13 protein-coding genes are annotated in these 13,651 nt (G+C 52.6%); 2 read left to right on the forward strand and 11 right to left on the reverse strand.

Translation table 11 applies throughout. The features are described 5' to 3' along the window. Positions 1–24: 24 nt before the first annotated feature. On the reverse strand, positions 25–1,311 hold the full coding sequence (locus GRX76_RS04800; protein ID WP_236250632.1) for an aspartate aminotransferase family protein: 1,287 nt from the start codon (positions 1,309–1,311) through the stop codon (positions 25–27). 210 nt (positions 1,312–1,521) lie between these two features. On the opposite strand from GRX76_RS04800, the gene GRX76_RS04805 reads away from it, so the two are divergent. Next, the gene (locus GRX76_RS04805; RefSeq protein ID WP_160152268.1) at positions 1,522–2,457 is read left to right on the forward strand and encodes a LysR family transcriptional regulator; all 936 of its coding nucleotides are present in this window, start codon (positions 1,522–1,524) and stop codon (positions 2,455–2,457) included. 20 nt (positions 2,458–2,477) lie between these two features. Here GRX76_RS04805 and GRX76_RS04810 read toward each other — a convergent pair whose 3' ends face one another. The 10 genes from GRX76_RS04810 to GRX76_RS04855 form a co-directional block, all read right to left on the reverse strand. Further along, a complete protein-coding gene (locus tag GRX76_RS04810; protein WP_160152269.1) occupies positions 2,478–3,614 on the reverse strand; it encodes a hypothetical protein in 1,137 nt (378 codons plus the stop codon). After that, complete coding sequence (locus GRX76_RS04815; protein WP_160152270.1) at positions 3,607–3,948, reverse strand: hypothetical protein; 342 nt, start codon at positions 3,946–3,948, stop codon at positions 3,607–3,609. Before GRX76_RS04815 ends, GRX76_RS04810 begins: the two co-directional genes overlap by 8 nt. 78 nt (positions 3,949–4,026) lie before the next feature. Next, positions 4,027–5,067 carry a hypothetical protein gene (locus GRX76_RS04820; protein ID WP_160152271.1) on the reverse strand — a complete coding sequence of 347 codons (1,041 nt, stop codon included), beginning with the start codon at positions 5,065–5,067 and terminating at the stop codon, positions 4,027–4,029. 13 nt (positions 5,068–5,080) lie between these two features. Next, complete coding sequence (locus GRX76_RS04825) at positions 5,081–6,388, reverse strand: hypothetical protein (RefSeq protein WP_160152272.1); 1,308 nt, start codon at positions 6,386–6,388, stop codon at positions 5,081–5,083. A 324-nt stretch (positions 6,389–6,712) separates the two neighbouring features. Beyond that, entirely contained in the window at positions 6,713–7,135 is a 423-nt protein-coding gene (locus GRX76_RS04830; RefSeq protein WP_160152273.1) for a DUF3574 domain-containing protein, read from the reverse strand. A gap of 56 nt (positions 7,136–7,191) precedes the next feature. After that, complete coding sequence (locus GRX76_RS04835; protein ID WP_160152274.1) at positions 7,192–7,989, reverse strand: outer membrane protein OmpK; 798 nt, start codon at positions 7,987–7,989, stop codon at positions 7,192–7,194. Positions 7,990–8,189: 200 nt separating this feature from the next. Continuing rightward, positions 8,190–8,399 (reverse strand): cold-shock protein, encoded by a 210-nt coding sequence (locus GRX76_RS04840; RefSeq protein ID WP_160152275.1) that lies wholly within the window; start codon positions 8,397–8,399, stop codon positions 8,190–8,192. A gap of 254 nt (positions 8,400–8,653) precedes the next feature. Further along, on the reverse strand, positions 8,654–10,261 hold the full coding sequence (locus GRX76_RS04845; RefSeq protein ID WP_160152276.1) for an ABC-F family ATPase: 1,608 nt from the start codon (positions 10,259–10,261) through the stop codon (positions 8,654–8,656). 204 nt (positions 10,262–10,465) lie between these two features. Next, entirely contained in the window at positions 10,466–11,701 is a 1,236-nt protein-coding gene (locus GRX76_RS04850) for a DUF3667 domain-containing protein (RefSeq protein WP_160152277.1), read from the reverse strand. Positions 11,702–11,904: 203 nt separating this feature from the next. Further along, positions 11,905–12,993, reverse strand: coding sequence for an alpha/beta hydrolase (locus GRX76_RS04855; protein WP_160152278.1), 1,089 nt, complete (start codon positions 12,991–12,993; stop codon positions 11,905–11,907). A 211-nt stretch (positions 12,994–13,204) separates the two neighbouring features. Between GRX76_RS04855 and GRX76_RS04860 the strand changes: the two genes are divergently transcribed. After that, positions 13,205–13,621, forward strand: a complete 417-nt coding sequence (locus GRX76_RS04860; protein WP_160152279.1) for a VOC family protein — start codon at positions 13,205–13,207, stop codon at positions 13,619–13,621. Positions 13,622–13,651 lie beyond the last annotated feature (30 nt).

Consider the following 13,651-nt stretch of genomic DNA (forward strand, 5'->3'; position numbering starts at 1 on the left):
GTAGTTCTATTAGCTCTGAATTTTTTAAGCGCTTGCGACTTCGTTGATGCTGTCGCCCAGCGCGCTGACCAGCGTATCCACTTCTTCGGGCTGCGCCACAAATGGCAGGCCGAGCTGGATAGTGTCGCCACCGTAGCGCACGTAGAAACCCTTCTCCCACATCTTCATCGCGATATGGTAAGGGCGCAGCAGTGGCTCGCCGGGTGCCGCCTCAATGGTGAGGCCGGCGGCGACGCCGCAGTTGCGGATGTCGGTGACCAGCGGTGTGCCCTTCAATTGGTGCACGCGCTCTTCGAGTATCACCGCCAGCTCTGCCGCGCGGGCGAACAGGTTCTCGTTCTCGAGAATGTCCAGGGATGCCAGTGCGGCAGCACAGGAAACCGGGTGCGCGGAATAGGTGTAGCCGTGCGGCAGTTCCAGCAAATACTCAGGGCCGCCCTGATCCATAAAGGTATCGTAGATCTCCTGCTTGGCGATAACGGCGCCCATTGGTACCGCGCCGTTGGTCAGCTGCTTGGCGGTATTCAGGATATCCGGGGTTACCCCGAAGGCCTCGGCACCGGTGGCGGCACCCATGCGGCCGAACGCGGTAATCACCTCGTCGAAGATCAGCAGGATATTGTGCTGGTCGCAGATCGCTCTGAGACGCTGCAGGTAGCCTTTGGGCGGCGGCAATACCCCGGCGGAGCCCGCCATGGGCTCGACGATTACGGCAGCGATGTTGGAGGCATCGTGCAGGGCGATCATCTCCAGCAGCTCATCGGCCAGGTGCGCGCCTTCTTCCGGCATGCCTTTGCAGAATTTGTTCTGGGGCAGCACCGTGTGCGGCAGGTGGTCCGCGTCTACCGCGGTGCCGTAGAGCGCCCGGTTGGCGCCGATACCACCGACGCTGATACCGCCAAAGTTCACCCCGTGGTAACCCTTTGCGCGGCCAATCAGCTTGGTCTTGCTGGGCATGCCCTTTTTGCGCCAGTAGGCGCGGGCAATCTTCAGGGAGGTTTCAGCGGATTCGGAACCGGAACCGGTAAAGAAGACCCGGTTCAGTCCTTCGGGCATAAACTGGGTGATACGCTCTGCCAGCTGGAACGCCTTGGGATGTCCAAACTGGAAAGCGGGTGCGTAGTCCAGGGTACGTAACTGCTCACTTACTGCATCGGCGATTTCAACCCGGTTATGGCCCGCACCGCAGGTCCACAGGCCAGAGAGGCCGTCAAAGATACGGCGGCCGTCGGCGCTGGTGTAGTAGCAGCCCTCGGCGCCAGTGATGATCCGAGGATCCTTTTTGAACTGGCGGTTGCCCGTGTAGGCCATCCAGTGGGCATCCAGTTGAGACTGGCTCAGCCCGGCAAACTTATCGCTCACTCTTATTCTCCGATTGGATTGACTGCGTAGTTGCAGCAAAGGTTGCGGTAAATGTAGGTGAGCTTTTAAGTTTCATAAATTGCAATTTATCGATCTTTAGTTTCATATATGTGAAACATTGTGTGGGTCTGGGGCGGCTTGGGGAGATGGCGCTTAGAAATGGCACGTAAAGAAGCGGCGCTGCTGGGGCAGCTGAGTGATATCGACCTGCGTCTGCTGCGGGTCTTTCGCGCGGTAGCAGAGGCCGGCGGCTTCTCCGCGGCCGAACTGGAGCTGAACGTGGGGCGCTCCACCATCAGCCGGCATATCAAGGATCTGGAGGTGCGCCTGGGGGTAACCCTCTGTCAGCGTGGTCGCGGAGGCTTTGCCCTGACCCGAGAAGGACGCCAGATCTATCAGGCGACCCTGCGCCTACTGGCCTCCCTGGACACCTTTCGCGGTGAAGTGGCCGATGTGCACAAGCGCATGACCGGTCACATCGCCATTGCCCTGTTCGACAAGATGGTGACCAACCCCGCGGCGCATATCGGCGAGGCCCTGCGCCGCTTTGACGACCTGGCGCCGGAGGTGAGCCTGGACATTCATATCGAGCCGATCAATGAGATAGAGCGCGGTGTGATGGAGGGGCGTTTCCAGCTCGGGGTCATTCCCGCCCACCGAACCTCGCCCAGCCTCGAGTACCAGCACCTCTTCTACGAGCAGATGTACCTCTACTGCGGATACCGCCACCCGCTATTTGGTACGGCAGACATCTCTATCGACGACGATGCCATCCGCGACTGTAAATACGCCGGCCTCGGCTACCATTCCCCGAATATGGAAGTGGGCAACCGCCTGGGGCTGGAGCGGGACATCACCGTCAATGACCAGGAGGCCATCGTTCACTGCCTGCAGTCCGGCCGCTATATCGGCTATCTGCCAGACCATTACGCGGAAACGTTTTTAAAGAAGGGTGAAATCCGCGCGATACACCCACAGCGCTACCAGTACGAGTGTGATTTTGTCGCGATCCAGCGGCTATCGCCGAAGCCGTCGCGGATTGTGAAAACATTATGGGAGTGTCTAATGTTTACGCATTCGGATGAAAGAAAATAGTTTGGTTCGGATGCGAAAAATTAAAGTGCACATTCTGTTTTTCGGGATTTCCTGGCCGGTCGGAAAAAATTCATATCACGTAAACTTTTCAGATGTTGGCACCTATCGAATCGCTCCGAATGTATCGTTGCTATTTTTCTTGTTAAGGCATTTAGTTCAGCCATATTAGGCTTGTACGCGGTTAGATCGAAGTTGGCTTTTGGTGGGGAAGGGAAAATTTCTAGTTTTTTCATAAGGCAGCGAAAAATATAGTCCCCGTCAGTAAGGTAGTTGAACATTGAAAATACGATGTATTTTCTATTTTTCATCGGTATGGTGATAACTCTCAAATAACTCACTGTTGCCCATGATTGGATTGCCAGATGAATATGAGAGAAGTTATTCTCCTTACTTATGCCTATATCGATTGAACTATCGATTAGTGAGAGTGAAAGCTCTCCATTCGAGACCCGATCGGGAGGGAACTCGTTTATAACTAGTTCGGATACTATTCGATTGATATCGTCTTTCGAGCGCAAAGCGCCTTTGTTGTAGAAATCTATTTCGCTAATTATCAGAGTTGGGCAATAATTTTGTTGAGACTCTTCGTTAAAATAACCTCGTGATATTTGCGAGTCCCAGTTGTATTTCCGAATGGTTCGGACGCTGATTGTTTCTTGAAGAGCTTTACTGATGTAGATTTCTTCTTTGTGCCCGGACCAGTACCATTCGTTTTCTCGCCTTGGCTTAGTATTTCGTTTGGGAAGTGTAAAGCGTAAAGAGAAGTATTTTTTGGATACGGACTGTTTGATTTTCAATCTTTGTGAGGGGCCTAGCGGATTGTCTTTGCTCAAAGAAAAGCTCTTGAGCGAATTTCCGTAGTGATAATAATTCCAGAATAAATCCATTATCGGAGCTATAGCGAATTTCCCGAATCTTATGAATATTATGGCTGCAATAAAAACTTGAAGCTGTTGTGAAGATATAAAGTAAGTTAGGCCGGCAAAGTATGGAATTTCAAGCGCTAAAGGCAGCTTTTGATTTTCATCAGTCCGAACTAGCTTTATCCAATGACTTAGACCTTCAAGAAAGGTAATGCATAATACAATTGAAAGGTTTAATTCTGAAAATAGTATTTCTTTGAAGGCATCTGTTAAAAATTTAATCAATTCAATCATTTTTATTTTCTACGATACGAAACCTTTCGCGTCTAGCTTTAGCTTCTTCTGCGCGGCGTCGTGACTGGCGTTCCAGTTTTTTCCGTGCTTTTTCTTCGTCGGAGGGCCAGCTGTCGGCCTCGGATAACGTATAGATCACGGATAACCAAAGCCGTCGGTAATCGAGTTTCAGAGGATTCTGGATAATGGGATAGCGCTGTTCGGTATCACAAACCTGCAACCAGCCGTGTCGGTGGTGATGCACCATCAACTTTGCCTGAACATTGCCGCCGAGGGCGGCAAGCCGGATAAAGGCAGCGTGTAACTGTGAGCGAAGATTTCCGCTTCCGGCCATAAAGTGTACAGTGTCTTCGCGGTACTTTAGTCGAAGTCGGTGCCACTGGCTCGGGAACATATCGGATATCTACTTCACTTAGGCCGTGGTTGAGGTTTTTGGTTTACATTCGTTGTAGTCGAGATTCAAAGAGTTGCTCGGTGGGTGGCCGCCAGGAAGGAGGCGGGGTTGCAAGTAATTTTCGATAAATGCGGAAACGTCCTCTGGTGATGCTCGATGATCAGAGTTTTCGTCTTTTCCATTTTCTGTAAAACCTTTTGCGCTCCACATGTACATTACATGTTTGGCTTCTTCAATTTGATCTGGTGTTAATTTGTAATGGGGTCTTTTGTTGCCTGCTTGATGGGATTGGGCAGTGGGTTTTCTAGATGCGCTTTCGGCAGATAAATTAACTTCCATTGTTTCCATGATTTTATACATGAAATCTAAGAAGTTATCTTTTGATACGTGATTCTCTATCCGGAATGGATTTCCGGCGTTCATGGCAGAACGTTTTATTGAAAATATACAGCGCAAATAATGCTTTTCGTCGATGGCTATATGCCACAAATATTGGTTTTTATTTTCTACTAGTGGCTGGTTTTCAAAATAAAGCCATTCGTTGTTGTTTAACGTAACCCACTGTAAGTTAAGCGGTCCGATGTGGCTGGGCCATTGGTGCTCTGTCAGGTCGAAAGGATCGTATGAAATTCCAGTGTTGAAGTCTCTAGCATTGGATATTTGTAAGATTCGGATGGCTTCTTTAGTTAAAATTTCATCTTTTAGCAGGCTTTCGTTAACAGGTAAGTCATCAACTTCATGGAGGTTGATGAGCATTGTTAAGCTTCCGCAGTAACCATCGATTATGGGTAATCCTCGAAATTCCCATATGTTGGAATATATTCTCGACCACAGTAGATGTTTGTTGACATCACTGTCAGAAATTTCTGTTGGCTTGTAAGAGTTTTTATCTAACAAGTCAATGTTGTCCGGTTCATCTTCCCAGCTCTCGATGTTTGAAAATGGGTCTTTACTGGGAGGCGCAGAAAATTTTAAAGAATGGCCAGATATATTTTTATTTATGGTTCTAGATTTTCCGAGGCTGGGGCCTTTGGGGTTTTTTTGGGTGCCGAAAATCATGTTTTTTTCCTGGTTAACCTTGCGGGATAAGTTTTTTACCTATTTTGTTTCCCAGGTTTTTTATCGGGTCCTGCGGCCCGTTATGATAGTTTTCGTTGAGACTCGGGATGCTTGCAGCGGCTACGCCGACAATAGCTGTCTTTCCGATAACTGAAAGCACGCTCAATGCGAGTGCTGGGCTTACTCCATGCTCTGCAATGAGTTTCCCAATTTTTTCGTAGGTAGAGTTTATAGCAATCCCCCCTCCGATGGCAGTTGAACCTATAACAGCTATTTTTCCACCTAGTTCTTCACGCTTGGTATGATTTATTAACTCATTTATTGAGCATGCTAGGCTAGCTCCGCCAAATATTTGTCCGCCAACGAGTTGTGCGATACCTTTTGTGGAGTTGTGCCATTTACTGTCAGTTGTATTCATTCCTATAGCTCTGCGAGCTCGATCAGCTTCGAAATGGCTCGAAGTGTGATCACTTAGGAAAACCTTCTGCTTTCCGGCTACATTTACGCCTTGTTTTGCCAGTAGCTTCATGGCTTGAGTCAAGGGCTTTGAGCCGCCCCGGTGGCTGGTCCATTCGATAAATAGCCCATTTTCATGTGCTTCTCGCATATGGCTTGCCAAAATTTGGGAGGACTTAAAATCTGACGGACTTGTACGGCCAAGGTCCCGCACGAAACTCCACCCGGCTCTGAAGTAAGAGTTGCTTTGTGGAATGTAGAAGAGTTGGTACCCACTAGACTTCAGTTTTCCTAATGATGTTTCGTTGCCTCGGGTAATATGAGATGGAAGCATAGATATGGCATGGTCAATATCTTTGCAGAATCCATTGATTCCAATTTTTATAGAATCATTTTCTGTCCCTGAGCACTTTGGTGTGGGCTTTAACTGCGATTCTGGGTCACGACTGCGTTTCCATTCAGAGCCAGATTCGTTTTCAGTGTGAGTGACATTCCAGAGGGCTGCTCGTGTATTGGTTTTAGTTTCGCTACGAAAAATTCGAATATCGACAATGCTTACGTCAGTTTGAGGCCCGCCGTAATAACTTCCTACTTCAAACTCAATTTCAAAGTCAGGGTAGACGATGCAGCGACGATTTGGGTTTCCATCTTTTAGATAGGAATTAACCGGAAAAGCGCATCCGCGAAGGCCATCGACAGCGCTAGTAACCGCTTTTGCATGATAGCCGCGACTACTTGATTCTTGTGAAATTTCGCGTAGACCATCTAGTATTTGTCGATGCTTGTCATTCACCATTAGTGAGCGACCTGCATCACTGGGGCGGTACGGGGTGACAGCGGAAAAACTGGCAGGAGCCTGGCTCATTGAAATATCCCTTTCAAATATCCATCAATTGAAATGTGAGCTGATAAGGTATGTGCACCTTTAAAGCGCAAACTCTACCGAAGATTTACGGGGATGTATATTGAGTGATTCCTTTCATAGATGGGGATATTCGAGGATCGGAAATGGAATACTCTTGCAAATAAGGGAGAAATGAAGTTTTGTGGTACGAACGTGCGGGTCACAAATAATCGTTATTTTGGCAGTATAACGATGTCAATTATTTAGTGATAAATTCGACTCTGGCACGAATTAATAAATTTCTAATTCCACCATAACGAGCAGTGTTATTTTCCGACAGGTTTGCTACCGAAAAGAAACACAGGCGAAGTTTCTCACACGTAGTACGGTTTTCTGGTTAAAACGCTGTTTGTAGTGCGAGATGATTTCTGTGATGTCCGCTTCTTTCTGGGGATTTTGCGGATATACCAGCGACAGAATGTGGCTGGGTTCGTGCACGATATTGCCGTCGCTGTCCTGCCATTGGCCGGCTGCAGTAATGACGGTCAACCCTTCGGAAAAACGCGGAGTGATGGTGGTTTTGAGAAAAGACGACCACTGCTCTTGAGTGACAAAGCCATCGTCTTTGTGGGTCCCGAAGTACAGGAGATCCTGGGTTTGCAGTGTCTCTCCGGGTTGGCAAACCAGAGGCGAGGGGCTAGCGCAGGCGGTAAGCAAGAGCCCGGCAAGGAGGCTTACAACGAGGCTTAGATGACGCAGTTGTAGCAAGTGGTACTCCCCGCGGCTTATTCAGTCTATTGCGGGGAGTATAGGGGTAGTTCCGGTTAGAAATGATATTTCAGCAGCAGGTTGATATTGCGCTCGTTGGAATCGACCCCGAAGCTGCCATCTTTGATGCCAAACTTGTCGTTCCAGTGCACGTACTCCAGTCCTGCGTAGAGTTTCTTCGGTTTGCCCACACGGGCACCGATATCCCATTTCAGCTGTGAGGTGAAGTTCATACTCGCATGCACATCTCTCGACGCACTGGCCCAGTCGAGGAAACCGTCATACAGAAACGCTTCGCTACCGAGGGTGAACGGCAGGCCCCAGGCCAGGGTCAGCTGCTCATTGTCAGCCCTGGCTTCGTTGTTGCGGTGATAGACATTGGCCTGCAGATAACTGAATCCCGGCGCGGCCAAGTCAAACCCCACCCCGGCCAGTTTGTTGGTGAAGTGCGGGCCGGTAGCGGTGAGGCCGTTGGGGTCATCCATGTTGCCGAGCTCCAGCTGTCCGGCCAGCAGTATGTCCTTTATCAGGCCAAACCCCAGCTCGCGACTACCCAGCTTGCCCAGGCTCAGGCGTGGTGACAGCTCGGTGTAGAGCTCCTTGGAGCCGTCTTCGGAAGAGAGGTAGTCGGCAAACATAAAAAAGTCGCCCCAGCTGTGGCCGCTGACGTGCTCAAACGTCAGCACATTGCGGGTGCTGTCGTCGCTGCTGAGGCTGTAGTTAACCTTGTAATCCTTGCCGTGCAGGGCGGTCAGGCTGTTGTCGCTCCACAGGGTTTCGGCATTGGCACACAGGGAGAGCGGGGCAGAGAGCAGGCCACTGGCCAGCAGGGGGAGGGACTTGGTCAGCTTCATCGGTTACCTCTAAATGCAGCTGGCGGAGTCCGTCCCGCGACGCGATCAGGCTGGAGAATTGCTGATCGGTTAAAAAATGATCGCGAAATGTACAGGATTCGAGGGGAGTTTTCCAGGCGGGTGTATATCAGATTGGTGCATATATCGCACAAACAAAAACGGGCCCCGAAGGGCCCGTTTTCTTACATCTGGAGAGGTAATTAAACCACTACGATGTTTTCAGCCTGAGGGCCTTTTTTACCTTGAGTCACGGTGAACTCAACGGCCTGGCCTTCAGTCAGGGTACGGAAGCCGGTGCTGGAGATGGCGCTGAAGTGAGCGAAAACGTCCGGGCCGGACTGCTGCTCAATGAAACCAAAACCTTTTGCTTCGTCGAACCACTTAACGGTTCCTTTAACGGTATCAGACATAACTAACATCCTGAAATTTAAACAGATTTATGCCTCTTAATGAGGCGGGTGTTGCTTAGAAATGTAAGCGAAACCGTAGAAACTGCAGGACGAGGGTGTTACGTAAAGACAGTGAAATTCTAGGTCGTACTATAGGTGGTGCTATATGGCTTTCTTTCCAGCTGCCGCACACTCTATATGGGCGGCGGCTGGTTGTCTACTAATCGTTCAGCTTATTCGACGCAATGTGACGGGAGGGTCACTGCCGGTTGCGCTCAGGCCGCTTGGGCGGCGGCCCTGGCCTTGTCCGTCAGGTACTCGTCGTAGGTGCCCTGGAAGTCGATCATCTGCCGGTCTTTGATCTCCAGCACCCGGGTGGCGAGGGAAGACACAAACTGACGGTCGTGGCTGACGAAGATCAGGGTGCCCTCGTAGCTGGCCAGTGCCTTGTTCAGGGCCTCGATGGACTCCATATCCAGGTGGTTGGTCGGTTCGTCCATGATCAACACGTTGGTATCCATCATCATCAGCTTGCCGAACAGTAGGCGGTTCTTCTCACCACCGGAGCATACCGCGGCCTTTTTGTTGGCATCGTCCGCGGTAAACAGCAGGCGCCCCAGCATGCCGCGCACTGCCAGGTCATCGTGTTTGGGCGTGCGCCACTGGGTCATCCACTCAAAGATGGTGAGGTCGCCTTCAAAGTCCGCGCTGCTGTCCTGGGGACAGTAGCCGATGGCGGCATTCTCGGACCACTTGATGACACCGCTGTTGGCCTGAAGTTGGTCCACCAAGCAGCGCAGGAAGGTGGTCTTGCCGACACCGTTCTCACCGATCACCGCCAGTCGCGCGCCAGCTTCCAGAATCATCTCGCCGCCGCTAAACAGGGGCAGGTCTTCAAAGCCATGGGCCAGGCCTTCCAGGGTCAGGGCCTGGCGGTGCAGTTTCTTGCACTGCTGGAAGGTGATGTAGGGCTTGACCCGACTGGAGGGTTTTACTTCCTCCAGTTTGATCTTTTCCATCTTCTTCGCCCGCGAGCTGGCCTGCTTGGCCTTGGACGCGTTGGCAGAGAAGCGGTTTACAAAGCTCTGCAGCTCTTCCAGTTCTGCACTCTTTTTGGCGTTCTCCGCGTGAAGCTGTTCCTGAATCAGGGTGGAGGCCGCAACAAAATCCTCATAGTTGCCGGGGAAGATGCGCAGCTCGCCGTAGTCGATGTCCGCCATGTGGGTGCACACCTGATTCAGGAAGTGGCGGTCGTGGGAAATGATGATCATGGTGGATTTGCGCTGGTTCAGCACTTCCGCCAGCCAGTGGATGGTGTGGATATCCAGGTTGTTGGTGGGCTCATCCAGCAGCAGGATGTCCGGGTCCGCGAACAGCGCCTGCGCCAGCAGCACCCGCAGCTTCCAGCCGGGGGCCACCTGCTTCATCAGGCCGAAATGCAGGGATTCCTCGATGCCGGCTTCCAGCAGGATCTCACCGGCACGGCTTTCGGCACTGTAGCCGTCCAGCTCTGCAAACTGCACTTCCAGGTCCGCCACGCGCATCCCGTCTTCCTCGCTCATCTCCGGCAGCGAGTAAATGCGGTCGCGTTCCTGCTTGATCTCCCACAGGCGGGTATCGCCCATGATCACCGCGTCCACCACGGTGTATTCCTCAAACGCGAACTGGTCCTGGCTCAGGATGCCGACAGTGCATCCGGGTGCGATGGATACATTGCCAGCGGTGGGCGTCAGGGCACCGCTCAGGATCTTCATAAAGGTGGACTTGCCGCAGCCATTGGCTCCGATCAGGCCATAGCGATTGCCGTTGCCGAACTTGGCGGAGATATTTTCAAACAGCGGCTGGGCACCGAACTGCATGGTGATGTTCGCGGTGGTGATCAAGAGTGTATTCCCGGGAGCTTGCAAGTGAATGGTCGCTGGCGGCTGCAAGTGCGTGAGTCGCCGGCGTCGCCATGACTGAAGGGTTAATTAACCCTGCGCTATGGCGGGCCGCGCACTATACGGTGGCGATGAAGAGGTGTCGAGAAACTTGTTTGATAATTGAGCAATCCCGTTGCAGCCAGGTCAGCTACAACGGGGTGTCATTCAGAAATTGGCAACACTGGTCAGCCCGGCAATCGTGGTCGCCATGCTGAGCAGGAGAAGGTAGACCACGCTGAGCAACGAATACTTGAACAGGGTCATCGGCCAGCCCTGACGGTATACCCATTTCTGCATCAGTAGCAGGTAGACCGGCACCCACAGAGCCAGCGCGACAAGCGCCAGGTTGAACAGTGCCTGTGGCAAGGTGTGCGGCTCGGTGAGCCAGGCCCGCAGGTCGAACAGTAACACTGCCAGCAATAGCGCCAGCGACAGGAAGGCGTGGCTGTGGAGCGCGACAATCAGGTGTTCCATATAAAGGCGGCGCTTGAACAGGTACAGCAGGCTCAGGCACAGCGCGAAGATGGGCAGCATGATAAACAGTGCCGAGGGAATGGACCCGAACAGCGCATCTTTAAGCAGGTTCGGATCTTTCTCGATACGGGAAATATTCATCGTCAGCCGCGCGCTCTGGCGAACAAACCAGGCATCGATCGCCGACGAGGTGCCGTCGATCTGCGGTGACGGGGTTTCCTCTTGTTGATGGTTTTCGGCGAGACGCTCAACCGCCGCGGGATCCAGTTGTGCAATACGCTGGTCTGCGTGATGGCGAATTATCTGCTCGACGCCGTTTAACAGCCCGGACACACCGGGCAAATCGCCACTTTCCCGCGCCGCCTCGGCAATCTCCTCTATTGCCAGTTCCCGTAACCGCAGTACTTCATCCACACTGCTGGCGGCTGAAATGGAGTGCTCCACACTTTTCAGGTCGAAATCACCCATGGCCTGAGAGGTCGTGGACTGATTGATCGTAAAGGCACTGCCCCAGTCACTGCTGAGGTTGGCAGCGAAGAAGGCCGTCAGGCACAGGAAGACAAACAGTCGCACCGGACTGACATAGCGTGCGCGGCGACCAGCCAGGTATTCATTGGTAAGGAAGCCGGGATGGTACAGCAGTGGCCCAAGAGTCCGCGTGATCCGGGAATCGAAGCCAAATACGGAATTGAGAAAGTCGCCAAGCATTTCCGGTAGTTCGCGCACCAGCCCTTTGGACGGCTGGCCGCAGGCGTAACAGTGGGGGCCAAGCAGGGGCGCCGTACAGTTCGCGCAATGCGCGTGTGCATCGGGTATCTCTGGCGCAGGGCTGCAACTACTTACTTCACTACTGCTCGCCTCGCTGTTCTGGAGACGTGCATTTTCAGTGGACGTTTCGGGCGCTGATGGGGTGCTTAAATCACTCATGGTCTAACACGATTTCCGTTCACGATTTTCACTGGCGCAGGCGGGGGCGCAGCGCACGGTTCCAGGGTGTTTCAGTTTGGGCGCCGGGATAATAAGCGGAACAGGTGGCGAAGAGTACCGCTGAGAGTTCTGCTGAGAGTACCGCTAACGGATTCCCCTGCACCCTTCCGCTTATTGGCTTCTGGAAAATAGTGGTTCCCGCGTCAGTACTTTTTCCTGGCCAGGGTTACCGTGCCACAGCGGGGGTGGATGGCATCTGTCTCGCACAGGGCTTCGAGGTAGCGCTGACTGGCCTCTGCGTAACCGTTGTCCGTCAGGTAATCCACAATTTCCACAAAGCGAGATGGCTGCACATGCAGGTCGTGGATGGCATAGTCGAATAACGGCTGCAATTTTGCCCGTTCCGCTTCGTCACTGCCGACGGAGTGTCGGGCGGTAATCTGCTGAAGCATTTCCACCGATGGCACTGCCTTTAGCCCGTGACGGGCTGACAAGGCATCGTAGTGGCGCTTAAGACCCGGGGCTCCAGACATTTTCACCTCCGCAGTTGGCGCCCACTCCGGGAACGCTGCCTGTAGGGCAAATTTCATGGAGGGATGCTTGGTGCTGCGGTGCGTCTCTGTTGGGAAATGGTGTGATGCGTAGCGGAATTTGCTGGTGGAACTCAGAATGGCGTTGATCCGGGTATAGGGGGCGTGCATATGCTCTCCCTCATTGGCCATGGTCAGTATCAGCGGTTTCTGGTTGGTGAGAGCCTGCCTTGGGAAGGACTCCACTTTGTGCAGAATATCGCCATCATCCAGGGAAGGGCTGAAGGCGAAATACTGGGAGACCGGTAGGGTATTCGACAGCCACTGCTGCATCACAAATTTCCCGGCATGGGAGTGGCCGGAAAGAATCCGGTAGCTCGCTGCTGGATACTCCCGCTCGATAAACGGGAACAGCTCTTTCTCCAGGAATTGTGCAAATTCTGCGTCACCCGCCTTAACATCCAGTTCTTGCCCCTGGCTTTCAATACCCACCACGATGAAGTCCGGCACTGTGTTTGCAATCAGGTCCAGTGTGGCAATGGCCGGCAGCATGTCCCACTGGCTGTGTAACAGATAGAGCACGGGAAACTTCTGATCCGGGAGGGCACTGATCGCGGGTAAATAAATATCCAGCTGCTTGTCATCGCCCAGAATGTGCGAAGAAATTGTGCGTGACTGCCCGTAGATTGGCGGTTCTGCCGCAAGGGACGGAAGGCAGAACAGGGATAGCATCAGGGAGAGGAGAGTCATTATTGTTTTCATAGTCTCATTCCTTGGGTAATGGCACTGGGTAATCTACCAGCTGTGACGGAAAAAGAGGAATGGCCGAAAGGATGAGCGGGCCGCCACGGGCGCGTTTGCAGCAAGGCGCCCGACACGGATCACCCCCTCTCAAGCTCGGTTTACTAAACTGTAAAGCAGCCTGCTCGGCGCATTCGCCACGACCCGGATTCCCACTGCCCCCGGAGGAGTTATGAAATCCAACTGCATGCACCTCGCCATTCCCGCCGGGGACCTGGAAGTCGCGAAAACATTCTATTGCGATGTGCTGGGCTGTAAAACCGGCAACAGCGAGGCCGGGCACTGGGTGGACATCGACTTCTGGGGCAATGAGCTCACCCTGCACCAGAGCAAAGAGCAGTTGCCCAGTGTGCGCCACGATGTGGATATGGGGGCAGTGGCAGTACCGCATTTCGGAGCACATTTGCCCAACGATGAGTTCCAGGCGCTCAAGGCCCGTATCGAAGCCGCCGGCCTCGAGTATCTGGATAAGCCCTACCGCCGTTTTGTGGGCGACGAATACGAGCAGGAGACCTTTTTCATCCAGGACCCCAATGGCAATGTGCTGGAAATGAAATCAATGGTGAACCCTGAGCTGATGTTTCGATAAACCACGTCATCAAATCTGGCGCGAAAATGC

The sequence above is a fragment of the Microbulbifer sp. ALW1 genome (assembly GCF_009903625.1).
Lineage (GTDB): Bacteria > Pseudomonadota > Gammaproteobacteria > Pseudomonadales > Cellvibrionaceae > Microbulbifer.

Bases quoted from the DNA above. Each gene is read 5' to 3' on its own strand.
- GRX76_RS04835 (WP_160152274.1), bottom strand. From the start codon at position 7,989: ATGAAGCTGACCAAGTCCCTCCCCCTGCTGGCCAGTGGCCTGCTCTCT.
- GRX76_RS04815 (WP_160152270.1), bottom strand. From the start codon at position 3,948: ATGGCCGGAAGCGGAAATCTTCGCTCACAGTTACACGCTGCCTTTATC.
- GRX76_RS04800 (WP_236250632.1), bottom strand. From the start codon at position 1,311: ATGGCCTACACGGGCAACCGCCAGTTCAAAAAGGATCCTCGGATCATC.
- GRX76_RS04855 (WP_160152278.1), bottom strand. From the start codon at position 12,993: ATGAAAACAATAATGACTCTCCTCTCCCTGATGCTATCCCTGTTCTGC.
- GRX76_RS04840 (WP_160152275.1), bottom strand. From the start codon at position 8,399: ATGTCTGATACCGTTAAAGGAACCGTTAAGTGGTTCGACGAAGCAAAA.
- GRX76_RS04820 (WP_160152271.1), bottom strand. From the start codon at position 5,067: ATGATTTTCGGCACCCAAAAAAACCCCAAAGGCCCCAGCCTCGGAAAA.
- GRX76_RS04805 (WP_160152268.1), top strand. From the start codon at position 1,522: ATGGCACGTAAAGAAGCGGCGCTGCTGGGGCAGCTGAGTGATATCGAC.
- GRX76_RS04810 (WP_160152269.1), bottom strand. From the start codon at position 3,614: ATGATTGAATTGATTAAATTTTTAACAGATGCCTTCAAAGAAATACTA.
- GRX76_RS04850 (WP_160152277.1), bottom strand. From the start codon at position 11,701: ATGAGTGATTTAAGCACCCCATCAGCGCCCGAAACGTCCACTGAAAAT.
- GRX76_RS04825 (WP_160152272.1), bottom strand. From the start codon at position 6,388: ATGAGCCAGGCTCCTGCCAGTTTTTCCGCTGTCACCCCGTACCGCCCC.
- GRX76_RS04860 (WP_160152279.1), top strand. From the start codon at position 13,205: ATGAAATCCAACTGCATGCACCTCGCCATTCCCGCCGGGGACCTGGAA.